The following is a 21,870-nucleotide window of genomic DNA, read 5'->3' as shown; positions in this document are numbered from 1 at the left end:
GCCGCCTTGACCATCAGCGCACTCGCCACCGTGATCTCGGCCCGGCCCGGCCTCGACGACGCGACGGTGACCGCCTGGGCGCATGGCGCGTTCCTCGCGGGCGGCCCCGCATACGCCGCGGGATTCGGTTTGATGGCGGCCGGCCTGACGCTGGCAGGTAGATCAGCCGGGACCATGGCCCACTATCTCGTATGGACCGCAGCCGTCCTGGTCCCGGTCGCGGCGGTATCCGTGCTGACCGTCGCGCTCCCTGCCTGCGCCTACCTACTGCCGGTGGTGCGATTCGGCGGACTGCTCTGGATGCTCGCGGCCCTACCGTCGATCACCACAGGTCGCCGGCGCTGACCGTCACACAGCACCCCGCAAGACAGCTCGACGAACCCATGCATCGAACCCCGGTCCGCCGCGCGGCCGGGGTTCGATCAGTACACCGCCATCGACGACTGCCATCAGGCCGGGCTGCAACAGAATTCAAGGCCTGAACGACGATTCGGCCGGTCGAACCAGCTTCGCCAACGCTGCCAATCATCGGTATACCGGGCAAAACCGACTAAGCACGCTCTCCTAAAGCGAATGTCACGGCCGCCTGATCGGCCCGCAGCTGGCCCGCAGCGACCTTCAATCCCAGCAACGCCATCAAGCAGACAAATGCGCGAATCTGTTGCTGCAGAGCATGATTCGCGCGCCGTCAACCTTGACCAACCTCATCAATAGCCGAGAGGTGCCACCTTAAAATCCGCCAAGTGACGGTTCGAGCCCGTCCGGGGGCACGAGATAAAGCCCCTCCGCAAGCTGCACGCCGAGGGGTGTTTTCCGACATTTTGCAAGGTCACAGTTTGGGTATCAGCCCACGCTAGGTCGCCGGAGCACTCACCACGGGACCACACGACGGGTGACGCTCATTTTGACTAACGTTGCCAAATCCGTTGCCAATCCATCGGATGCCAATTCCTGGCTGCTACCAGGCAATTGCGAAAGTGGGCCCGGAACCTTATGGGTCCGGGCCACTCTCGGCCTATGCCGGGTTGTCGTCCGGCAGGTCGGCCGGCCGCATTCCGGGCGGGCCCAGGATGACGTCTCCGAGTTCGGTGGTGATCGTGTTGAACAGCTCCAGATCCCATTCGGTGTCGGTCGTCGCTTCGGCTTCGGGTGTGCCCGCACGACGGATGAGGTCGACGAAATGCGCTGGGGAACTCATGGCGAGCACTCGGACTCCTTCGGGACCGGCCTCGAGCATGTGCGGGGTATTCATGGTGATCGTGTAGAAGTCGCCGGGTCCCAAGGTGTAGGCGTCCTGGCCGGCCCACACGGAGACTGTGCCCTCGACCACCCAGAGCCGCTCCTCGTAGCGGGTGTGCTTGTGCAACGGGGTATCCGAACCCGGCGGCAGCGTGACATCGGCGAGGTCGTGGCGGCCGTCGGTCTCCTCCGGCGTGGTGAGGATGGTCATCCGCAGATGGTTGCCGAGGACGAAGCGACGGTCCTGTGCGACGGCGGGCGGAGGCGGGAAGGCGGTCACGAGAGGAACTCCAGGAGTGCGGGGTTGACGATTTCGGGGTGGGTCCAGGCGATGTTGTGTGGGCCGCCTTCGACGGTGACCACGGTCAGGTCCTTGATCAGGCCGGGCAGGCGGGCCGCGGTCGCGGAGTAGGGCAGGATGCGGTCGGCGTCGCCGTGGATCAGTAGGACGGGTACGTCGATCGCGGGCAGATCGTCACGGAAGTCGGTCAGCCAGGTGTCGACGCAGGCGTAGGCGGCATGGGTCGAGGCGGTCACCGCGACGTTGAAGCTGTTCTGCCAGGCCTGTTCGCTGATGCGGGTGCTGCCGAGCACGTCGACGTTGTAGAAGGTGTCGAGGAACTCCTTGAAGTAGGCGGGGCGGTCGGCGAGGATGGCGGCCTTGATGCCGTCGAAGACCGCCTCGTCCACGCCCTCGGGGTTGTCCTCGGCCCTGCGCAGATACGGTGGAATCGCGCCCATCAGAACGGCTTTCGTGATGCGCGTCGAGCCGTACCGGCTGAGGTACCGGGTGACTTCGCCGGTTCCCATGGAGAAGCCGACCAGGACGGCATCGGTCAGGTCGAGATGCTCGATGAGGGCGTGCAGATCTGCGGTGAAGATGTCGTAGTCGTAGCCGACGGTCGGGCGGCTGGAGTTGCCGAAACCTCGACGGTCGTAGGTGATCACGCGGTAACCGGCTTCGAGCAGGACGCGCTGCTGCTTCTCCCATGAAGCGCCGTTGAGTGGGTATCCGTGAATGAGCACGACCGGTCGGCCACTGCCGTGGTCTTCGTAGTAGATGTCGATGGTATCGCTGTTCTCGCGACCCACGGTCAGCTTGGCCATGGCGATTCCTGTTCTGTGTGTGATGCGGGCGCTAGCCCATGAGCTCCCGTACGGACGGTCCACGACCGTGCAGCACGGCGGTCTCCGACCAGATCAGCATCGCGATCGGTCCGCAGACGAAAAGCTCTGCGATCAACGGTCGTTCGGGTATTTGCCGGTTCATCTCATGAGCCTTTCGGGACTGCTGTCGCTCGGCGATGGCAGCGATCGAGTCGAGAGGACGAAGTTCCGGACGGCGTCGGTGAACCGCCCTGGTTCTTCCAGATGCCCCAGATGGCCACTGTTTTCGAGGACCACCAGCCGCGAATCGGGGATCAGGTCGTGCAGTTCCCGCGCCCAGCGCGGTCCGCAGACGACGTCGAAGAGACCCACGATGACCAGCACCGGGACAGTCACTTTCGGCAGGCCGGCGCGGTCGTCGATGAGGTCCGGCGAACCGAGCGCGTCCAGTCCGGAGATGTAGCTGGCGCGCAGCGCATCTCGAACCGGAGCCCAACGCTGTTCATCGCCCCAGTAGTCGGCGATGTACGAGGGCAGGACACCGCGGGCTACGGCAACAGTCTGCTCATCGCTCGAAATATCGTGCATTCCACCGAATGCCGCGAGCACGTCCCGCAATCCGGGCCGGTCGGCGTGGGCGGCGGCGAACTCCTGCAGCCGCCGCCCGGCCTCCGCGCCGTGCTCGGATCCGGTCACCGGAGCGCCCTCGTAGAGGATGATCCCCGCCAGCCCAGCAGGGCGGTGGATCGCATGGTAGGCGGCGACGAAGGCCCCGTGCGAGTGACCGAGCAGGTACACCTTCGGCACGCCGAGATGGTCGATGATCCGTTGCAGCGCAATGCTGTAGCGCTCGCGGGTGTAACCGTTGGGGTGCGTCGGCAACCGACCGGATTCACCGGTGCCGAGCGCCTCGACGTACACCATGGTCAGGTGTTCTTCGAGCTCGGTCATGCGCAGGTACTCCCAGTGGATGCCCGGTCCACCCGGATGCGCCAGGCAGACAGGTCCATTGCCGTACACGTGGTACCGCTGGACGACGCCGTCGGAGTCGACGGCATGCGCGCCGGGCGCGAGCGCGCCGGAGGTCTGCTGCGGCGCGGCCATTACGCGGCCTGCAGCGGTACGGCGAAGGACTTGCGCAGCGAGGACGGCCCGACCAGGGGCAGTAGCGCCGCCAGGATCTTGCCCTTGAACGCCTGCGGGGTCCGAGTCAGTTCGACATCGACCCGGCAACCGGGCAGATCGGGCGTGATCTTGAAGACCCAGCCGCCGCCCGCGCCGAAGAGCTTGGAGTCCAGCGTGGTGACGGTGACGGTGTCCCCGGCCGGATCCCAGTCGTAGCGGGCCCGCTCCCAGGCGGCGGCGGTGCCCTCGGTGACCTCGGCCCAATTCTCGCCGCGGGCGTGGACGGTGAAGTGTTCGGCGTCGATGCTCGGCCACGCTTCGGGCCGGGTGGGTCCGAAGTCGGTGAGCACGTGCATGACTTCGGCGGGGGACAGGGTGGACATCAGGTGAAAGCGAACGGTAGCCATGGGAAATACCTTCGCCGCCGATGGCAGGGCGCCGAATCTGTCAGGTGACGCTGTCTTGACGTAATCCAGTTTGGGTAGGGTCACGACCAGGCCCGATACCGTTTCGGGGCCCGGAGGAGGATTCCGCACCATGCCGTTGTTCGGACGCGACACCGAACTGAAAGACCTGGCCGCGCTCCTGGACAGCCTCGGCCGGAGCGGCATCCTGATCGAAGGTGAGCCCGGCATCGGGAAATCGACGCTCGTCGAGCAGACCGCGACCGCCGCGACCGCCGCGGGATTGCGAGTGCTGCGGACCGCCGGGGTGGAGGCCGAGAGCAATCTCCCCTACGCCGGACTGCACCGACTCCTGTATCCGCTGCGGCGCGGGTTCGATGCCCTCCCGCCGCGTCAATTCGAGGCGCTGGCAACCGCTTTGGGCATGACGGACAGCACCGACGAGCCGAGCATCCACCTGGTCGGTCTCGCCGCGCTGACCCTGCTCGCCGACGCGGCGACCGACCGCGCGGTGCTGGCCGTCGCCGAGGACGTGCACTGGCTCGACATGGCCAGCGCCGAGGCGCTCGCCTTCGTCGCGCGCCGCATCGACTCCGAACCCGTTGCGGTGCTGGCCACTTCGCGCGACTCCACGACGTCACCGCTGCGCGACACCGGACTGACCGTCATGCGGCTCGGCCCGCTGCACGATGACGACGCGAACGCATTCCTCGACACCATCGCACCGAACCTGGCCGCCCCGCTCCGCCATCGAGTGCTCACCGAAGCCCATGGCAATCCGCTGGCGCTGGCAGAACTACCTATGGCCGCAACGGATCTCACCGAGACCACAGCCGTGCTACCCCTGACTGAACGGCTGGAACGGGCGTTCTCGGCGCGTGGGTCCGCACTGCCCGGGCCGACCCGCTCGGCGCTGCTCGTCGCCGCCCTCAACGACGGCGATTCGGCCGCCGAAACACTCACTGCCACCGGGATTCTCCTGGGCACTGCGGTGACCTTCGAAGTGCTCGCGCCCGCGGTGGCGGCCCGGTTGATCGGCACCGGTTCCGGCACGGTGACCTTCCGCCATCCGCTGGTTCGGTCCGCTCTGATCGCGGCGGCGACGGCCGAGGAACGCCGAGGCGCGCACCAGGCACTCGCCGAGACACTCGGTGAATTGCCGGATCGCCAAGTGTGGCATCGAGCGGCGGGCACTTCGGGCGCCGACGAGAACGTGGCCGCCGCACTCGAGGACGCGGCCGAACGGTCCCGGCACCGCGGCGGCGCGATCGCGGCGCTGGAACGTGCCGCGGCCCTGAGCGCCACTCCCGTCCGCCGCGCGGATCGGCTGCTGCGGGCGGCCGAGCTGGCCGTCGACTCCGGCCACCGCGAGATAGTCGAACGGCTGGTCGACACCGCGCGCACGCTCCCGCTCACCGCCGAGCAGGAGGCCACCGCGAAGTGGGTGCTCAGCGGGTTCGAGGACGGCATGCGCGACAGTCCCGCGCACATCGGTGAGCTGGCCGCGCTCGCGGCCTCCGTCGCCACCGACGGATTTCCCGATGCCGGGCTGCGGATCCTGTGGGCCGCGGCCTCGCGGTGCTTCTGGTCCGAACCCGGACCCGAGATCCGTCAGGCGGTGCTGTCCGTCGCCGACACCTTCGGCATTCCCGACGGCGATCCGGCCAAGCTCGCGATCGACTCCATCGTGGCGCCGTTCGAGCGCGGCGAGCAGGTCCTCGGCCACCTGCGGGCGCTGGCCACGAGCACGGGGCGCGATACGGACGTCGATCACTTTCTCAGCAGCGCGGCCTACCAGGTCGGCGCCTTCGACCTCGCGGCTCACTTCGCCGCCGCGGCCGCACCAGGATTCCGGGCAGCCGGGCAATTGGGGCTGCTGACCCGCGCACTCGCGATCCAGGCCTGGAGCCTGGCCCGACTCGGTGACCTCGCCGCCGCCGCGCCCATCGCGACGGAGGCCGCGGCCTTCGCCCTGGAGACCGGGCAACCCTTCATGCACGCGACCGTCATCGCGGTGCAGGCCGAAATCGCCGCTCTGCGTGGGGATTACGCGCAGGCCACAGCGCTCACCGCGGAAGCCGAACGAACCGGACTCGCCGCCGGCGCACGACCCGTGCTGGCCACCGTGCAGCTCACCCGGGGGCTCACCGCGCTCGGCGAGGGCCGATTCGATGACGCCTTCACCGATCTGGCCCGCATCCACGATCCGCGCGACCCGTCGTATTCGCTGACGCTGCGCGCGTGCTTCCTCACCGAACTCGCCGAGGCCGCGGTCCGCGCCGGGCAGACCGACGCCGCGGTGGAACTGCTGCGCGGACTGGAACCGGTGGCGGCGTCGACGTCGTCGCCCGCCTTGCAAATCGGAATGCGTTACGCGCGAGCGGTTCTCGCCGGCGATTCGGCCTCGGAGCTGTTCGCCGTGGCACTGGCGGCGGATCTCACCGGCTGGCCCGCCGAGCGCGGCCGCCTGCATCTGGCCTACGGCGAATGGCTGCGGCGGCAGCGCCGGGTCGTGGAGTCCCGCACCCATTTGCGCACCGCCCGAGCGATTTTCGATGCTCTCGGCTTCACCGCCTGGAGCGAACGGGCCCGCCTGGAACTGCGCAGCGCGGGCGAATCCAGCCCGAATCGCGACCCGGACGCCCGCGAGCGACTCACCCCGCACGAACTGAGCATCGCGCAATTGGCGGCGCAGGGGCTGACCAACCGGGAGATCGGGCAGCGGCTGTATCTGTCGCACCGGACGGTCAGCACCCACCTGCACCGGATCTTCCCCAAGCTCGGCATCAGTTCGCGGGGCGACCTCGCGGCGCTGCTGCCCACCCTGGAGGAAACGGCGAGCTGATCGATCGGCCGCCCGCGCGGCCGATCGACACCGATTACGTCATCCGACGCACGCGGCGGGGCGGGCGCGCTGCCTAGCGTCGACGGCATGAACATCAACCGACGAGGACTCTTCGCTGGAGTTCTGGCGGCGGGCGCGGCCGCCTCGGCTACGACCGGAATCGGCACGACTTCAACAAGCTGATCTGGAAGCGTGCCTCCCCGGCCTGGAACTTCGATGACGCGACCTATGACCGCAGCGCCGCCGCATTCGACAATCCCGATCAGGTGGACATCGTCATCTCCAACTACCGGTGGCGCTTGAGCCTGGCCCCGGGCGAGCCGCAGTACGACGCGTACGAACAGCAGCTCGCGACCGGACCGGCAATCTCGGTGCCCGCCATCACGATCGGCAGCGATTTCGACGGAGCAGCCAAGGACGGGAAGGGCTACCGCGCGTAGTTCACCGGGAAGTACGAGCACCGCGTCCTCGACGGCATCGGGCACAACGTCCCGCAGGAAGCACCTCATCCGTTCGCCCAGGCGATCATCGACGCCGACCACCTCTGACATCGCACGACAGCCGGGCCCGGCTTACTGCCGTCTACAGCGAGTCGCGTCGCCGCATGCCGCCATCGCCATCGAGCTCGATGACCCGCGCCGTTGCGGCCGACCAGACCGGTGCGCCCGGTGCTCAACGTGCCGTTGAGCCCGGACAGCGCGACGGTGCCGTCGGGCCATTCGAAGGACAGATTGTGCAGAGTGATGGCAGAGGGCATGGATGTGGCTGTGTACATCGACAAAGACATGGGTCGCCGACTCTTTCCTGCTCGTGAACGAGCGGGCCGCACGTGATTTCGGACGTCACGGAGCCAGACGAAGGCAAGAAGGTGTGAGAGAAAGCGCCGCCTTCGACTGGGCAGCTAGATTCTGTCGACTTCCTCGATGAGCACGCCGCGGCTCTACCAGCGGTATCAGACGGTGATCGTCTGGTATTCGGTGTACTGGCCCAGGCCCACAGCGCCGAATTCGCGACCCATTCCGCTGGCCTTGAATCCGCCGAAGGGACCGTCGAATCCGACCGGCGCACCGTTGATGGTGACCGTGCCGGTGCGGATGCACCGGGCGACGGCCACGGCGGCGGCCTCGTCCGCCGACCACACGCCGCCGGAGAGCCCGTAGTCGGAGTCGTTGGCGATGCGGATCGCGTCGTCGATGTCGTCGTAGGCGATGACGACCAGGACCGGACCGAAGATCTCCTCCCGAGCGATCCGCATGTCCGGCGTGACGTCGGCGAAAACCGTTGGCGTGACATAGAAGCCGTCGCGCAGGCCAGGCGGCAGCTGCGGGCCGCCGCAGACCAGCCGTGCGCCTTCGCCGATGCCGATCTCGATGTAGTCGCGGACCCGCTGTTGCTGATCGCCGCGGACCATCGGCCCGATGAAGGTCGCCGGGTCACGCGGATCACCGACCGGCAGGGATTCGACCAGCGCCGCCAGCGCCGCGACCACCTCCTGGTAGCGGGAGTTCGGGGCGAGGATCCGGGTCTGGGCGATGCAGGATTCGCCGTTGTTCAGCAGCGAGCCGAACTTCAGGCCGTTGATCACCGCGGTCAGATCGGCATCGGGCAGGATCACCGCCGCCGACTTGCCGCCCAGCTCCAGGCTGACCCGTTTGAGCTGCTCGCCCGCGATGGTCGCGATCCGGCGACCGGCTCCGGTCGAGCCGGTGAACGCGATCTTGTCCACTCGCGGATGCGAGATCAGATACTCGCTCGTCTCCCGCTCCGCGGGCAGCACACTGATCACGCCGTCCGGCAGGCCGATGCGATCCACCAGCTCGGCGAGCAGGCCCATGCTCAGCGAATTCTCTGGAGATACCTTCAGCACCACCGAATTTCCGGCGAGCAGGGCGGGCAGGATCTTCGAGGTCGCGGAGGAGAAGGGCGAGTTCCACGGGATCACCGCGGCCACCACGCCGACCGGTTCACGCCGAACCACGCTGCGCACCTGCGTATTCGGGTCCGACGGAGTGAGTGTGCGCTCCCAGTCGAAATTCTCTGCGGCCGTGAGGTAAGCATTCGCCTGCCGAGTCAGACCGGCCTGGCCGGCCTTGGTGAACCATGCGGCGGAACCGTTTTCGGCGGTGATGAGCTCGGCGATCCGATCGGCCTGTTCCTCGCGCAGCTCATTGAACTTGCGCAGCACCGCGATGCGCTCGGCGGGCACGGTGTCGCGCCACACACGGCTTTCGAAGCTCGTGTATGCGGCCGCCACCGCACGGTCCACATCGGCGGGTTGTGCCTGCGCCGCACGGCCGATGAGCGATCGATCGTGCGGCGAGAGAATCTCCAGCAGCGCCGGTTCGGTGGGCTCGGTCCACGAACCACCGACATAGAGCCGGTCGTAGGTGATCATTCGTCTTCTCCCTCCGTCATGGCCGGGACTCCGCGCTGAGCTGTGGTCGTCGTCATAGCCCGACGCTAAGATCCGCCACGCACCGGCGGCGAGCGTCGAATGACGTAATCCACGACGCTCACCCGACGCGCGTCCGTGCCGACTAGGCCTTCGCACACTGGTCCCGATAGGTCTCGAGCAGCCGCAACCACACCTCGCTGATGGTCGGGAACGAGGGCACCGCGTGCCATAGCCGGTCGAGGGTGATCTCGCCGGTGATGGCGATGGTGGCCGAATGCAGCAGTTCGGCGACGCCCGCCCCGGCGAAGGTGGCCCCGACGATCACCCGGCGTTCGGGATCGATGAGGATGCGCGCCCGTCCGCGATAGTCCGGATCATGTTGGAGCGCACCGGCGACCCGGCCGATGTCGTAGTCGACGACATCGACCGTCCGGCCCGCTCGTGCCGCGTCCTCGGTGGTGAGACCGACGGCGGCGATCTCCGGATCGGTGAACACGACCTGTGGGACGGCGAGTAGATCGGCGGTTCCGGTGTGCCGCCCCCACCGGGACGTGTCGAGTTCCCCGCCGGACGCCCGATCGGCGATGACCGTGCCCGCGATCCGCGCTTGATACTTGCCCTGATGGGTGAGCAGCGCCCGGTGGTTGACATCGCCGACGGCATAGAGCCATTCGCCCTCGACGGCGGTCACCGTGAAGGTGTCATCGGTGGTGAGCCACTCCCCCGAGGCCAAACCGACCGTCTCCGAGCCGATGTCGTCGGTGCGCGGCGCACGACCGGTCGCGAGCAGCAGTTCGTCGACGACGATCCGGGTGCCGTCGTCCAGGCTCAGATGCACGCCGTCATCGGGGCCGCCCGCCCGTTCCGCGGTCGCGATACCCGAGCCGAACCGCAGCTCGACGCCCGCCGCGCGAAGCCGTTCGGCCACCAGGTCCGCGGCGAAGGGTTCGACGCGGGTGAGCAGCCGCGGCTCCCGGGCGATGAGGACCACCTCGGAGCCGAGAGCCCGCCAGGCCGTGGCCATTTCGACCGCGACCACTCCAGCGCCCAGAATGGCGAGCCGGCGCGGCACGTCGGCGGCACTGGTGGCCTCACGACTCGTCCACGGCCGCAACGTGTCCAAGTTCGACAGCGGCGGCAGCGCGGCGCGCGTGCCGGTGCAGACCGCGACCGCGTGCCGGGCACGCAGGCGCACGATACCGCCGTCCGGGGTTTCGACCGTGACCTGCCGGACGCCGTCGAGTCGCCCGTGTCCGCGAATGAGTGCGATCCCGGCGGATTCGAGCCATTCGACCTGGCCCCGGTCGTTCCAGTCGGCGACCATGCGGTCACGGTTCTTCAGGACAGCGCGGGCATCGAGCGGTCCGGTCACCGCGCTCGCGACGCCGGGGAACCGCACGGCCTCGCCGTACAGCAGGGCCGGACGCAACAGCGCCTTGCTGGGATCGCAAGCCCAGTAGGAGCATTCGCCGCCGACCAGTTCGGATTCGACGATGACGGTGCTCAGTCCGGCGGCGCTGGTGCGGTCGGCGACATTCTCGCCGACCGGACCGGCCCCGAGGACGATGACGTCGTAGGTCTGGGTGTTCTCGTCAGACATGATGTGCTTTCCGGGATCCGGGGGTCAGCGGCCGGGCGCGCGCTGCGTGATTTCTTGCAGGAACCAGCCATTGCCGTCCGGATCGCCGAACGCGGCGAAGGAGCCATAGCTGCGGCGCTCGGGATGCGCGCCCGCGACGCGGCCGGTGGTTCCGGCGTGATGGAAGACGCCGGTCGCGTCCCGGAACGGTCCGTCCACAGCGACGCCGCGTTCGGTGAGTTCGGCGACGGCCTTCTCGATATCGGTGACGATGAGATGCAGGCCGTCCAGCGAGCCTGGCGCGGCGGCGGTGACGCCGGTTCCGAAGATGAGCGAGCACTCGGAGCCGGGCGGGGTCACCTGGATCACGCGGTAGCCGTCGTCCACCGTGAAGTCGGCGTCGAGGCGGAATCCGAGTCGCTCGGCATAGAACGCCTTCGCGCGATCGACGTCCGCGACGGGCAGCACGACGACTTCCAGTTTCATATCCATGATCGTGTTCTCCTGTGGTGGTGGGGGTTTCGGCTCAGTGCGCGGCCGCGGCCGCCTGCTCGATCACCTTGGCGACCACGTCCGGATGCGAGACCGCGACCGAATGCGAGGCGTCGACCTCGGTGACCTGCGCGTGGGCCCGCTCGGCCATGAAGCGCTGCGCCGCGACCGGGATGTTCAGGTCCTTGGTGGTGACGATGTCCCAGCTCGGCTTCTCGTTCCAGGCCGCGACCGTGGCCTTCTCCTCGAGCGCGGACTGGGCGATCGGCCGCTGCGCCGCAGCGGCGAGCGCGGCGCGATCCTCGGGCACATCGGCCGCGAACTGGCCACGGAACTTGTCCTGCTGGATGTAGAGATCGGTGCCGGCGCTGCCGTCGGAATTGGTGAACGGCACCGGATTCAAGGTGCCGGGCAGGGTGGAGCCGGGGTACTTGTTGGTCAGTTCGAGCGCACTCTCGCCGGGCGCGGGCAGGAACGCGGCCACGTAGACCAGCCCCTTGACCTTGTCGTTTCCTGCCGCCGCGGCGCTGATGACCGAGCCACCGTAGGAATGCCCGACCAGAATGACGGGCCCGTCGATGTGGCTGATCACGCTGCGCAACGCGGCGGCGTCACTGCCCGGACCACGTAGCGGGTTGGCCGCCGCCACCACCGGATACCGGTCCTTGCTCAGCTTCGCGATCACATCGTTCCAGCTGGACCCGTCGGCGAACGCGCCGTGCTCCAGCACAATGGTAGGTCGCGGCGCGTCCTCGCCGGGACCGGCGTGGGTGACGGTGTTCGAGGAACAGGCGACGGCGAGGCTGAGGCCCGCGACACCGGCCACGAGTGCGGCGGCAGCCCGGGTAGCGCGTCGCTTGTTGCGGCCATTTCCGTTGTCGACCATTGGATTTCATCCTTCTAACAGGTGGATGCGGGTGGTGCGATTCCACTGTCGTCGCCGGGCCCGGGCGGCACATCCGTCAGGTGACGCTGGCATCGACGTACGTCGTCGCGCGGCCCGACGAGCTACGTCGCGATCACCGTCAGCTGACGGATGCGGGGCTACATCGCCGGTCGCGAGGGTGGTGTCCATGACTTCGCGTTGCTCCGATACCTATGACTTCGTCATCGTCGGTGGCGGTACCGCGGGCTGCGTGCTCGCAGCCCGGCTCACCGAGGACGAGAACCTCCGGGTGCTGCTGCTGGAGGCCGGTGCCGCGGCGCTGCCCGACGCGGTCGCGTATCCCCCGGCCTGGCCGACTCTCGCCAACTCGTCGGCCGGATGGGGCGATCGAACTGTGCCACAGCGGTTTTCGGGAACTCCGGTGCCGCTGCCGCGCGGGAAGGGACTGGGCGGCTCGTCGGCCATCAATGCCATGGTGTTCGCGCGCGGGCACCACACCTCGTATGACAGCTGGAATGTCCACGGTGCCAAGGGCTGGACCTACGACGATCTGCTGCCCTATTTCCAGCGCAGCGAGACCGCCGTGACCGGTGCGCCCGGGCGCGGCACCGCCGGGCCGCTGACCGTCGGCCCGACCACCACGCCCAATGAGATCCTGCGCACCTGCCTGGCCGGGGCGATCGAGGTCGGATTCCCCCGCGCCACCGACATCAGCGGCGGACTCGAGGACGGCTTCGCTCCGGTCGACCTCAATATCGTTGCCGGACAAAGGCAGAGCGCCGCCGATGCCTACCTCGGGCCCGCGCTGGGACGACCGAACCTCCGGGTCGTCACCGGTACGCTCGCGCAGCGGCTGCTCCTCGAGGGTCAGCGCTGCACCGGGGTCGAGTACCGCGTGGGTGGTGAAATCCATCGCGCCACCGCCACTTCCGAAGTCGTGCTGGCGGCCGGAACCATCGGCAGCGCACAACTGCTGCTGTGCTCGGGCATCGGACCGGAGTCCGTGCTGCGGGACGCGAACGTGGCGGTGGTGCACCCGCTGGCCGGGGTGGGCCGCAATCTGCACGACCATCCCCGGATCAACCTGGTGCACAGTTCCCGCCGCCTGGTACCCACGCCACGGGCGAATCACGGCGAGATCATCGGCCTCCTGCGCAGCAACCCGGACCTGGCGGGGCCGGATGTGCAGATCATCTTCATCGATATCCCGCTGCCCAATCCCGTTGCGGCGGTGCCGAACGGCTTCACCATCGGCGTCTCGCCGATGCTTCCGGTAAGCCGGGGCTCCTTGCGCATCATCTCGGCCGACCCGTCCGCGCCGCCGGTGCTCGACCCCGGATACTTCACGGCGGCCGCGGATGTCGAGGCAGCGATCGCCGGCATCGAGGCCGCCCGCGAGATCGCAGGTTCGGCGGCACTGGCCGGATGGGGCGCCACCGAGGTCGCGCCCGGACTCGACGTCACCGACGAGGCGGTGCTCCGCGACTACGCCCGCAGGAATTTCGGCTCCTACTGCCACCCGGTCGGGACCTGCGCCATGGGTGAGGACGAGTCCTCCGTCGTGAATTCCGAACTGCGAGTGCATGGGCTGGAGGGCCTGCGGATCGCCGACGGATCGGTCATACCGGCGATTCCATCGGCCAACACCAACGCGACGGTGTACGCGATCGCCGAACGCGCCGCGGATCTGCTGCGGCGGTAGTAGCTCGGACGAGCACATCACTTCCAGTGCAATCACAGTGAAACGGAGAATCTCATGGCCAGGATCGGCATCACCTTCGACAGCGCCGGTATCACGCTCGCCGGTCATCTCTACATCCCCGAACAGTCCGCGGACCCGCTCCCCGCGATCGTCGTCAGTCACCCCGCCAGCGGCGTGAAGGAGCAGACCGCCGGGCTCTATGCGTCGAAACTTGCCGAAAAGGGTTTTGTGACGCTGACTTTCGACGCCGCATACCAGGGCGAGAGCGGCGGCGAGCCCCGTGGCCTGGAAGACCCCGGCCACCGAGTCGAAGACATCAAGGCCGCGGTGTCCTATCTGACGACTAGGCCCGAGGTCGATGCCGAACGCATTGGCGCGCTCGGTATCTGCGCATCCGGCGGCTATGTGCTGTCAGCCACCGGCAGTGACCACCGGGTGAGAGCGGCCGCGACCGTCAGCGGCGTGGATGTGGCTCGACTGTTCCGCTCGGGTCCCGACGGCGCACAGGATCCCGCGGTCTTCCAAGGCATGCTCGACGCGGCGGCACACGCCCGCACGGTCGAGGCCCGCGGAGAAAAGCCGGACACCCTGCCCCTGTTCCCCGAAACGATCGAGCAGGCCCGTGAGCTCGGCGGCGAGTACGGCGCCGAAGGCTTCGAGTACTACTGCACCCCGCGCGGTCGGCACCCCCGCTCCGCGAGGGCATTCGACTGGACCAGCATCGACAAGCTCGCGGCGTTCGACGCCTTCGCGGCGGTGCCGCTGATCGGGCAGCGGCCGCTTCTCATGATCCTGGGCACCCGCGCCATCACCGCCTGGATGGGTCTCGAAGCCTTCCAGAAGGCAGTGGGGCCCAAGCGGATTCACTGGATCGACGGCGCGAGTCACGTCGACCTCTACGACCGGGAACAGTACGTCGGTCCGGCCGTGGAGCAGCTCACCGACTTCTTCACCGAAAGCCTCGTCTGAACCCGAATTACGTCGGCCGAGCGTCATCTGACTGATGTGTCGGTGGTGGCGCGCCGGACACAGTGGGTGCAATTCCAACTGAGGAGAGATCTTGAAGCGACGAGTACTCGCACTCGCAACCGTCGGTGTCACGGTGGCAGGCGCCGCCGCCATCTACGCACTGGTGGACAGGTCGGACGATTCCGCCACCACTCCAGCGAACGCGAATGCGTTCAACTGCAATACATTTCAGATACCCGCACCGGCCGGCGCCACCGTGGAGTCCCTGACCGCGACCGCAGTCCCCGCGGGAACGTTCCAGGTCCCCGGGACCCCGCCGCTGGGCGGCTACCCCGTGCCCGATGTCCCCGCGCACTGCGAAGTGACGGTCACCCTGACCCACCCCGGCGCGAATGACCATGCCAAGGTGCAGGTTTGGCTGCCGGAGTCCGGCTGGAACGGCCGCTTTCAGGCGGTCGGTGGCGCTGCTTACGCCGCCGGGAACATCGGCGGCGTGGCCGCGGCCGTCAAGCAGGGCTACGCGGTCGGAACCACCGACGCCGGTGTGGATACCAGTGGCCTGAACAGCAGTTGGGCGCTGAACGCGGACGGCCGGATCAACACCGCGCTGCTGGAGAACTTCGCTTCCCGCTCGGTGCACGAGCTGGCCGTCGTCGGCAAGCAGGTCGTCAACGACGTCTACGGGCATGCCGCGTCCTACGCCTATTGGAACGGCTGCTCCACCGGCGGACGACAGGGCTACATGGAGGCCCAGAAGTACCCGACCGACTTCAACGGCATCAATGCCGACGCCCCGGCCATCAACTGGAATCAGTTCGAGGTCGCCACACTCTGGCCGCAGGTGGTGATGAAGGAGGCGCACACCTACCCGACCACGTGCGAGTTCAATGCGTTCAACCAGGCCGCGGTCAAGGCCTGCGACCCACAGGACGGCGTTGCCGACGGTCTGATCAGTGACCCGAGCCGCTGCAACTTCGACCCGCGCAGCCTGATCGGCACCAAGGTCGCGTGCGACGGCAAGGAGTACACGATCAGCGAGGCCGATGCCGAGGTGGTCCGCAAAATCTGGGACGGCCCGCGCGACGGCAACGGCCAGCGGCTCTGGTACGGCCTGCCGATCGGCGCCGACTTCAGCAACCTGACGGCCAGCACCACCGGCCCCAACGGTGTCACCGTGGGCGCACCGTTCCCCGTCCCCGCTCAGTGGGTCGCCAACTTCGTGGAGAAGCAGCCCGCCTTCGACACCGCGAACCTCACCTACGCGCAGTTCGATCAGATCTTCCAGCAGGCCCGCTCCGAGTTCGACTCGGTCATCGGCACCGCCGACCCGAACCTGTCGGCGTTCCGCGACGCGGGCGGCAAGATCATCACCTGGCAGGGTGACGCCGATCAGCTCATCCCCACCGCCGGCATCGTCGACTACCGCAACCGCGTGGACGCGCAGCTGGGTGGCACCGCCAAGGTCGACGATTTCTACCGCGTCTTCCTGGCCCCGGGCGTCGCGCACTGTGCCCTCACCGGCAGCAACGACCTGACCGCCCTGACGGCGTGGGTCGAACACGGCCAGGCACCGGACGTTCTGCGGGCCGACTTGACCACCGCCACCGGCCAGACGGTCTCGCGCGACATCTGCCGTCTCCCATTCGTCTCCCACTACAACGGCGACGGCGACCCGGCGTCCCCGGCCAGCTTCCGCTGCGTCGCACCCACTCCCTGACCCGACCCCGGTCCGGGCCCGCCCCCTCGATGGGGTCGGGCCCGGACCCACATTCCAGGCGACGAAGAAAGGAGCCGAAAGATGCCCGAGAACGACCGTGAGAACATGCCGGACGGCGCACCCGTGGCTCGGAGAACACTGTTGGGCATGCTCGGCGTCGGCGCGGCGGGGCTGATCACGGCGCCGTACCTGCAATCCGGCTGGGAAGGCTTGCTGGCCAAGGCTTCCCAGAGCGATCCGACCGGCCTCACCGGACTGCTCCCGAACCCGGGCGGGTTCCGCTACTACAGCGTCGTCCGCTCGGTTCCGCGCAAAGGCGAGACCGACTACGAGCTGAAAATCGGCGGCCTGGTGGACCGGCCGCGCACGTACACGCTCGCGGACCTGCGCGCATTGCCGCAGACCCGCGTCATCCACGATGTGCAATGCACCGACGGCTGGCGCGTCGAGAAGGTGCCCTTCGACGGTGTGAAACTGTCCGACCTGCTGGACGACGCCGGGGTCGGTACCGGCGGTGAAGCCCTGAGCTTCAACTGTTTCGACGGCGCGTACACCGAGAGCCTCACGCTCGAGCAGGCCCGGCGCTCCGACGTGCTGGTGGCCCTGCGGATGCAGGACGCGCCGATCACGCACGAGCACGGCGGCCCGGTCAGGCTCTACGTGGCGCCGATGTATTTCTACAAGTCCGCCAAATGGCTATCGGGCATATCGGTCACCAGCCAGGTCGTTCCCGGCTACTGGGAGGAGCGCGGGTACGACGTGGACGGATGGCTCGATGACAAGCACTGAACGGCGCGGCGGTGTGCGGCGGTTCACGAGAGCCGAGCGAATGGTCCACCGCACCACCGCAACACTGATGCTGCTGTGCGCGACAACCGCGGCCTTCCTCTATATCGGGCCTTTGGCTCGACTCGTGGGTCAACGAAACATCGTGGCGACCGTCCACGAGTGGTCGGGAGTCCTACTGCCCGTGCCGGTCCTGCTGGGATTGCTCTCACCCGCCTTCCGCGCCGACCTCCGCAGGCTGAACCGCTTCGCACCGTACGACCGGCGCTGGCTGAGTGCGGTCCGTCGGGGCCTCACCGCACCGGCGGACCGCCCCGCCGGCAAATTCAACGCCGGGCAGAAGCTATACGCGGGCTGGATCGCCGGTGCCGTGCTGGTGATGATGTTCACGGGTCTGCTGATGTGGTTCATCCATCTGCTTCCTGCCATCTCCCGGACCAGCGCGATCTTCGTACACGACGTCTTCGCGTGGTCCATCGCGGCAGTCCTGGCCGGTCACATCCGAAAGGCGTTTCAGGATCCGGAGGCGCGGCGCGGCATGCGGACCGGCCACGTCGACCGGAACTGGGCGGACCGGCAGCATCCCCGATGGCTGGCCAGAAACGAAAATGGTCCGGAACCAAAAGGTTCGTGCCCAGCGTAGCGAGCGAGATGTTGACCAGCACTCCAGCCGTAGTGCTGTCGTTGCTCGCGCCGGCACCGCTCACCGTCGTGACCGCCACCGAACACGCCAGACAATTCACGCCCGATGGCCTGATCACTTTGGCTTGCAACGAGATTCGCCGTCTACTCGACCTGCTGGCACGGCATCCGATCCACGACATCGGCTACCGACTCCGCCGATCCCTATGGCGACCTGGCACGCGAGAAGAAGGCCGAACGCGTCGCTCAACCGCTCCCGCACCCATGAGAAGTGCGCTGAGACGACCGCGAATGCCCCGGCGGCTCAGGGAAACCGGGGCACTTGCAGGGCCAGTTGCTACTACCGGGCCGACAGGCTGCTGAGGAGGCCGCCGATCACCGGAATGGAACTCGCGCTACCGGTTCCGCCGCCGGTGGGCTGGGTGCAACTCGACCCGGCCGGAGCGGACTGCACCACGGTGACTGCCAACGGCCCTCCAAAGGGGGTGCCGTAGCCGCCCTGGCTGTATGGGGCCATCATGAGCTGCCACTGCCCTGCCGCAGGTGGCGTCCACTGCACAGTCACGTCCTGGCCGGCGACGTACTTCACCGGGGCGGAGACGGTTGTCGACAGTCCGCTGCCGGCAGACGGTGTTTCCACCAGTGCCCACTCGTTCAGAGCGGTCTCGACGGCAGGCATTTGCGCCCACAGTGCCGCAGCATCTGCCGCAGGCAGGGTGACAGCATAGGTGGTGCCAACGCAGTAGGCCGGCGACGTCGTAATGGTCATCTGTGCGGATGCAGTCGCGGCCATGACGATAGTGGCAGCCCCAACCGCTGCGACCGAAGCGATACCGACGCTCGAACGAGCAAGGATCGACTTTTTCATGCTATGCACTCCCCGTTGTTGAAAACCATCAATTTCAGATGGCTGCGACAGGCTATCAGTGCCATCCGACATCCGAATCAGCCTCCGCGACACGATCACTTTGGTCGTCCGAGGCGAAACGCAGTGACAGGTAAAGGAATTCGCGTTTGGGGTTCGATGGGTCGAGGCTCGCCAGTGTTGGTGGCCGAACCGGTCCGGTGGGAGGTGGAGGTCCGCTGCTTTGTCAAAGACGGTGCGGTGTTGACCATGTCGCCCTACCTTCGTCACGGCGAGCTCGCGCGTGCTGAGGACGGTGGCTGGCCCATGACCTCCGCCGAAGCCGACGCAGTGCACGCTTGTGCCGAAAGGTTGTTCGCCGAGGTGCCGACACCACCGGCGGTCGTTGTCGACATCGGTCCGATCGAGGGGCGTGGATGGGCGGTCGTGGAAGCCAACAGTGCCTACGGCGCCGGCGTCTACGACTGCGATCCGCACCGGGTGCTCGACGTGCTCGCCCGCGGGTGCGTCCCTCGAACCACTCTGAGTTGCCGATCTGGACACAGCGACTGCGATTGGGAGAGTGAGAGATTCGATAGACGACCACAAAGGGGGAGCACGAGGGGGCCGGTTGGGTGCGTATGTTGCGTTGGGTGCCGAGTTGCGTTGGGATGTCCGCCGGCCGGCCGGGGGCGTGTTCGCGCGTCAGGACGCGCTCAGTGCGGTGTGAAGTCGAGTGCCGACGCGGCCGTTCGAGACGTGGACATTGACACGTCAGCGTCCAGTTCTCCGGACATCGAAGAGGCGGACCACAAAGGAAGGTTCGAGGGGCTCACGCCTGGTGTGCGTGGCCCGTTTCGCATGCCCCAATGGGTGCCACATCACTCTGAAAAGGATGTCGGTCAGTTGCTATAGCCTGCGCCAGTCCCCTTGATGCACGGGGATTTTCGACAACTGGAGAAGGAAGTATGAACATGTCGGTCCTTACTCGTTCGAGCGTCGGAATCGCTGCCACTGCAGCGATCGGGGTGGCCACCATCGTCACGGGCGCGACCGCATCCGCGCAGGGCACCATCACCAGCTCGACGGCCTACTGCGTCGGTACGACATACATGGTCACTCTGCCCGCCGCCGACGCCGCGTCGGTCATGGCGAACCTCCCGAGCACCGACAACCAGCTGGTATTGGTGGTGGCGCCGGACGGCGGAAGCCTCACCCCGATCCCCTCCACCGCAGCCACGTATGTGGCCGGCAAGGACGTGACCTTCCAGTGGACCCCGACTGCGGCGGGCAATAACACCGGAGTCTGGGTCTACCCCTACAACGGCCAGAGCATGGAATATCGCAATGGCTCGCTGGTGCGGTACATCAATGTCGTCCAGAGTGCTCCCGCCGGCACAACTTGTTCACCGTCGACCGGTGGGACAGGTAGCGCAGGGTCCATTCCGGTGATCGGCGGTCTCCTGAGCAGCCTTTCGGCTCAGAAATAGCAACACCCTGTCGAAAGCCCTGGCTTGCCAGGGCTTTCGTCCGCAGAGCATCCGCAATAGCGCCGAGCATGGTCCGGTGAACGAAAGTTCAACCGGCCAGGAAGGACAACCGCACGTGCCGCACCGGGTTGTCGACATTGAGATCCACGATGGCGACCGATTGCCAAGTCCCCAGGGCCATTTCGCCGCGCAAGACCGGAATGCTGGCATAGGGCGCAACCAGCGCGGGCATGACATGCGAACGTCCGTGTCCGCGTGAGCCGTGCGCGTGGCGCCAGCGATCGTCGGCCGGTAGCAGGTCCTGCAGGGCGGCGAGCAAGTCATCGTCGCTGCCTGCGCCGAGTTCGATCAGTGCGATGCCTGCGGTCGCATGCGGCACGAATACGTGAAGTAGCCCGTCACATCCCGTGGCCGTCTCACGCAGAAAAGCTGCACACTGCGATGTGAGGTCGTGGACAACCTCGCGACGGCCCGTCTCCACCTCGATCAGCCTGCTCTCCATGGACACCATCGTCCTCCAGCGGTGCCATTCTGTGAGATTGGCGTCCTCGATTCTGGCGGAGGCGTAGCCCTCTCCGCCCGAATCGACTGAAATCGCACTTCACAACCACATCGACCTGTTCGGCAAAGGCCGGGAACGCGGGGATCGAGCGTTCGGACGAATCGTTCGAGCCTGCCAGTTCCGTCACAACCGGGCCTTTTCCCACTCACCGGCAGATTTTCAGGATTCTTCTACAAGCGACGCGCGCGATTCATCGCGAACGATGTCATCGATATCAGAATGCGTTGGCTTCCAGCCGATTTCGACCATCGCCTTGGTTGGGTCGTTGATCAACACCGCAGGTTCCACTGCCGCCGAACGATACTCGAGCGCAACAGATCGGCCGGTTACCCGTTCCACCGCGGCAACCACGTCGAGCACACTCGTACCCCGTCCACTGCCGATGTTGTAGCGGGTAGCGGTACCAACGGGCGGGAGGTGCTCGATACACGCCACGAAGGCACGGGCCGCATCCATGATGTGCAGGTAGTCACGGACGGCGGTGCCATCACCGTTGACGATCAACGCCGAATGCTCGGATGCAGCAGTCAACGCCCGCGGTATCAGCCGACTCGAATCCCCGTCCGCGCCGCCCGCGATATTCGACAGCCGAACAATTACTGCCGCCAGTTCCTTGCTACCCGCGACGGCCTCGACGGCCAGCTCGGCCGCAAGCTTGCTGCCGGCATATGGATGAGGCGGCGCATCACCGATGTCCTCCGTCATCGGCTGAACATCCGGCGTGCCATAGATGGCACCGGTCGATGCGAAGACGATCCCGCGGATCCCCGCTTCGACCATGGCTTCGAGTACCGAGAGCGTCCCGGTGGTATTCACACGGAAGTAGCGCAATGGGTCGTCGGCCGATTCGCGAGCTCGCGTCAACCCGGCAAGGTGACAGATTGCGTCCACGCCGTTTGCCGCGTCGCGGACCGCCTTGCCGTCGAGCAAGTCAGCCACCCGAACATCGGCTGCGCCTGGAATCGCCGGCCCATGAGCGCGAACCATCGCGATGGGCTCGTGCCCGGCAGAGTGAAGGGCTTCGACGACAGCACGACCGAGGTAACCGTTCGCTCCGGTGACAAGTACGCGCACATGGCCATCATG

General features: G+C 67.1%; 20 protein-coding genes and 2 pseudogenes. 10 read left to right on the top strand and 12 right to left on the bottom strand.

Annotated elements, in window-relative coordinates:
- Positions 1–345, top strand: a pseudogene (locus ACIRRA_RS12265) (DUF4386 domain-containing protein); the annotation flags it as partial.
- Positions 346–1,015: 670 nt separating this feature from the next.
- Here ACIRRA_RS12265 and ACIRRA_RS12260 read toward each other — a convergent pair.
- From ACIRRA_RS12260 to ACIRRA_RS12245, 4 genes are all read right to left on the bottom strand, one after another.
- Entirely contained in the window at positions 1,016–1,519 is a 504-nt protein-coding gene (locus tag ACIRRA_RS12260) for a cupin domain-containing protein (RefSeq protein WP_402766582.1), read from the bottom strand.
- Positions 1,516–2,346, bottom strand: coding sequence for an alpha/beta fold hydrolase (locus tag ACIRRA_RS12255; protein WP_402766580.1), 831 nt, complete (start codon positions 2,344–2,346; stop codon positions 1,516–1,518). The genes ACIRRA_RS12260 and ACIRRA_RS12255 overlap by 4 nt, the downstream gene beginning before the upstream one ends.
- 159 nt (positions 2,347–2,505) lie before the next feature.
- Positions 2,506–3,450, bottom strand: coding sequence for an alpha/beta fold hydrolase (locus tag ACIRRA_RS12250; RefSeq protein ID WP_402766578.1), 945 nt, complete (start codon positions 3,448–3,450; stop codon positions 2,506–2,508).
- Positions 3,450–3,878 (bottom strand): hypothetical protein, encoded by a 429-nt coding sequence (locus ACIRRA_RS12245; protein WP_402766576.1) that lies wholly within the window; start codon positions 3,876–3,878, stop codon positions 3,450–3,452. The genes ACIRRA_RS12250 and ACIRRA_RS12245 overlap by 1 nt, the downstream gene beginning before the upstream one ends.
- 130 nt (positions 3,879–4,008) lie before the next feature.
- On the opposite strand from ACIRRA_RS12245, the gene ACIRRA_RS12240 reads away from it, so the two are divergent.
- Both ACIRRA_RS12240 and ACIRRA_RS12235 read left to right on the top strand, forming a co-directional pair.
- Positions 4,009–6,720 (top strand): AAA family ATPase, encoded by a 2,712-nt coding sequence (locus ACIRRA_RS12240; RefSeq protein ID WP_402766574.1) that lies wholly within the window; start codon positions 4,009–4,011, stop codon positions 6,718–6,720.
- Positions 6,721–6,854: 134 nt separating this feature from the next.
- Positions 6,855–7,268: pseudogene (locus ACIRRA_RS12235) on the top strand (alpha/beta fold hydrolase); the annotation flags it as partial.
- Here ACIRRA_RS12235 and ACIRRA_RS12230 read toward each other — a convergent pair.
- From ACIRRA_RS12230 to ACIRRA_RS12210, 5 genes are all read right to left on the bottom strand, one after another.
- Positions 7,226–7,477 (bottom strand): hypothetical protein, encoded by a 252-nt coding sequence (locus tag ACIRRA_RS12230; protein WP_402766607.1) that lies wholly within the window; start codon positions 7,475–7,477, stop codon positions 7,226–7,228. The pseudogene ACIRRA_RS12235 and the gene ACIRRA_RS12230 overlap by 43 nt on opposite strands.
- A gap of 195 nt (positions 7,478–7,672) precedes the next feature.
- Positions 7,673–9,115, bottom strand: a complete 1,443-nt coding sequence (locus ACIRRA_RS12225) for an aldehyde dehydrogenase (RefSeq protein WP_402766572.1) — start codon at positions 9,113–9,115, stop codon at positions 7,673–7,675.
- A gap of 142 nt (positions 9,116–9,257) precedes the next feature.
- Entirely contained in the window at positions 9,258–10,715 is a 1,458-nt protein-coding gene (locus ACIRRA_RS12220) for a dihydrolipoyl dehydrogenase family protein (RefSeq protein ID WP_402766570.1), read from the bottom strand.
- A 24-nt stretch (positions 10,716–10,739) separates the two neighbouring features.
- Entirely contained in the window at positions 10,740–11,186 is a 447-nt protein-coding gene (locus tag ACIRRA_RS12215; RefSeq protein WP_402766568.1) for a VOC family protein, read from the bottom strand.
- Between the two features lie 34 nt (positions 11,187–11,220).
- A complete protein-coding gene (locus ACIRRA_RS12210) occupies positions 11,221–12,072 on the bottom strand; it encodes an alpha/beta fold hydrolase (protein ID WP_402766566.1) in 852 nt (283 codons plus the stop codon).
- A 187-nt stretch (positions 12,073–12,259) separates the two neighbouring features.
- Between ACIRRA_RS12210 and ACIRRA_RS12205 the strand changes: the two genes are divergently transcribed.
- The 5 genes from ACIRRA_RS12205 (at position 12,260) to ACIRRA_RS12185 (ending at position 17,889) form a co-directional block, all read left to right on the top strand.
- A complete protein-coding gene (locus tag ACIRRA_RS12205; protein ID WP_402766564.1) occupies positions 12,260–13,774 on the top strand; it encodes a GMC family oxidoreductase in 1,515 nt (504 codons plus the stop codon).
- A gap of 54 nt (positions 13,775–13,828) precedes the next feature.
- Positions 13,829–14,743, top strand: a complete 915-nt coding sequence (locus tag ACIRRA_RS12200) for an alpha/beta hydrolase (protein ID WP_402766562.1) — start codon at positions 13,829–13,831, stop codon at positions 14,741–14,743.
- Between the two features lie 91 nt (positions 14,744–14,834).
- The gene (locus ACIRRA_RS12195) at positions 14,835–16,460 is read left to right on the top strand and encodes a tannase/feruloyl esterase family alpha/beta hydrolase (RefSeq protein ID WP_402766561.1); all 1,626 of its coding nucleotides are present in this window, start codon (positions 14,835–14,837) and stop codon (positions 16,458–16,460) included.
- An 81-nt stretch (positions 16,461–16,541) separates the two neighbouring features.
- Positions 16,542–17,249, top strand: coding sequence for a molybdopterin-dependent oxidoreductase (locus tag ACIRRA_RS12190; protein WP_402766559.1), 708 nt, complete (start codon positions 16,542–16,544; stop codon positions 17,247–17,249).
- Positions 17,236–17,889 carry a cytochrome b/b6 domain-containing protein gene (locus tag ACIRRA_RS12185; protein WP_402766557.1) on the top strand — a complete coding sequence of 218 codons (654 nt, stop codon included), beginning with the start codon at positions 17,236–17,238 and terminating at the stop codon, positions 17,887–17,889. Before ACIRRA_RS12190 ends, ACIRRA_RS12185 begins: the two co-directional genes overlap by 14 nt.
- Positions 17,890–18,228: 339 nt before the next feature.
- On the opposite strand, the gene ACIRRA_RS12180 is transcribed toward ACIRRA_RS12185, so the two are convergent.
- Entirely contained in the window at positions 18,229–18,828 is a 600-nt protein-coding gene (locus ACIRRA_RS12180; protein WP_402766605.1) for a hypothetical protein, read from the bottom strand.
- On the opposite strand from ACIRRA_RS12180, the gene ACIRRA_RS12175 reads away from it, so the two are divergent.
- Both ACIRRA_RS12175 and ACIRRA_RS12170 read left to right on the top strand, forming a co-directional pair.
- Positions 18,760–19,647 carry an ATP-grasp domain-containing protein gene (locus ACIRRA_RS12175; RefSeq protein ID WP_402766555.1) on the top strand — a complete coding sequence of 296 codons (888 nt, stop codon included), beginning with the start codon at positions 18,760–18,762 and terminating at the stop codon, positions 19,645–19,647. The two genes, ACIRRA_RS12180 and ACIRRA_RS12175, sit on opposite strands and share 69 nt — an antisense overlap.
- Positions 19,648–19,706: 59 nt before the next feature.
- Positions 19,707–20,222, top strand: a complete 516-nt coding sequence (locus ACIRRA_RS12170; protein ID WP_402766553.1) for a hypothetical protein — start codon at positions 19,707–19,709, stop codon at positions 20,220–20,222.
- Positions 20,223–20,310: 88 nt separating this feature from the next.
- Here the strand turns inward: ACIRRA_RS12170 and ACIRRA_RS12165 are convergent, their stop codons facing one another.
- Both ACIRRA_RS12165 and ACIRRA_RS12160 read right to left on the bottom strand, forming a co-directional pair.
- Positions 20,311–20,724 carry a secondary thiamine-phosphate synthase enzyme YjbQ gene (locus ACIRRA_RS12165; protein ID WP_402766552.1) on the bottom strand — a complete coding sequence of 138 codons (414 nt, stop codon included), beginning with the start codon at positions 20,722–20,724 and terminating at the stop codon, positions 20,311–20,313.
- 219 nt (positions 20,725–20,943) lie between these two features.
- A complete protein-coding gene (locus tag ACIRRA_RS12160; RefSeq protein ID WP_402766550.1) occupies positions 20,944–21,858 on the bottom strand; it encodes an NAD-dependent epimerase/dehydratase family protein in 915 nt (304 codons plus the stop codon).
- Between the last annotated feature and the right edge of the window lie 12 nt (positions 21,859–21,870).

It is taken from the genome of Nocardia sp. NPDC101769, assembly GCF_044766925.1.
GTDB lineage: Bacteria > Actinomycetota > Actinomycetes > Mycobacteriales > Mycobacteriaceae > Nocardia.
Note: the sequence above shows the minus strand (reverse complement) of the source record. Positions and strands in the feature narration are given on the sequence as shown.

Bases quoted from the DNA above. Each gene is read 5' to 3' on its own strand.
- ACIRRA_RS12200 (WP_402766562.1), top strand. From the start codon at position 13,829: ATGGCCAGGATCGGCATCACCTTCGACAGCGCCGGTATCACGCTCGCC.
- ACIRRA_RS12190 (WP_402766559.1), top strand. From the start codon at position 16,542: ATGCCCGAGAACGACCGTGAGAACATGCCGGACGGCGCACCCGTGGCT.
- ACIRRA_RS12205 (WP_402766564.1), top strand. From the start codon at position 12,260: ATGACTTCGCGTTGCTCCGATACCTATGACTTCGTCATCGTCGGTGGC.
- ACIRRA_RS12255 (WP_402766580.1), bottom strand. From the start codon at position 2,346: ATGGCCAAGCTGACCGTGGGTCGCGAGAACAGCGATACCATCGACATC.
- ACIRRA_RS12220 (WP_402766570.1), bottom strand. From the start codon at position 10,715: ATGTCTGACGAGAACACCCAGACCTACGACGTCATCGTCCTCGGGGCC.
- ACIRRA_RS12245 (WP_402766576.1), bottom strand. From the start codon at position 3,878: ATGGCTACCGTTCGCTTTCACCTGATGTCCACCCTGTCCCCCGCCGAA.
- ACIRRA_RS12240 (WP_402766574.1), top strand. From the start codon at position 4,009: ATGCCGTTGTTCGGACGCGACACCGAACTGAAAGACCTGGCCGCGCTC.
- ACIRRA_RS12250 (WP_402766578.1), bottom strand. From the start codon at position 3,450: ATGGCCGCGCCGCAGCAGACCTCCGGCGCGCTCGCGCCCGGCGCGCAT.
- ACIRRA_RS12175 (WP_402766555.1), top strand. From the start codon at position 18,760: ATGCACTCCCCGTTGTTGAAAACCATCAATTTCAGATGGCTGCGACAG.
- ACIRRA_RS12180 (WP_402766605.1), bottom strand. From the start codon at position 18,828: ATGTCGGATGGCACTGATAGCCTGTCGCAGCCATCTGAAATTGATGGT.
- ACIRRA_RS12165 (WP_402766552.1), bottom strand. From the start codon at position 20,724: ATGGAGAGCAGGCTGATCGAGGTGGAGACGGGCCGTCGCGAGGTTGTC.
- ACIRRA_RS12230 (WP_402766607.1), bottom strand. From the start codon at position 7,477: ATGCCCTCTGCCATCACTCTGCACAATCTGTCCTTCGAATGGCCCGAC.
- ACIRRA_RS12170 (WP_402766553.1), top strand. From the start codon at position 19,707: ATGTCGGTCCTTACTCGTTCGAGCGTCGGAATCGCTGCCACTGCAGCG.
- ACIRRA_RS12210 (WP_402766566.1), bottom strand. From the start codon at position 12,072: ATGGTCGACAACGGAAATGGCCGCAACAAGCGACGCGCTACCCGGGCT.
- ACIRRA_RS12215 (WP_402766568.1), bottom strand. From the start codon at position 11,186: ATGGATATGAAACTGGAAGTCGTCGTGCTGCCCGTCGCGGACGTCGAT.
- ACIRRA_RS12185 (WP_402766557.1), top strand. From the start codon at position 17,236: ATGACAAGCACTGAACGGCGCGGCGGTGTGCGGCGGTTCACGAGAGCC.
- ACIRRA_RS12225 (WP_402766572.1), bottom strand. From the start codon at position 9,115: ATGATCACCTACGACCGGCTCTATGTCGGTGGTTCGTGGACCGAGCCC.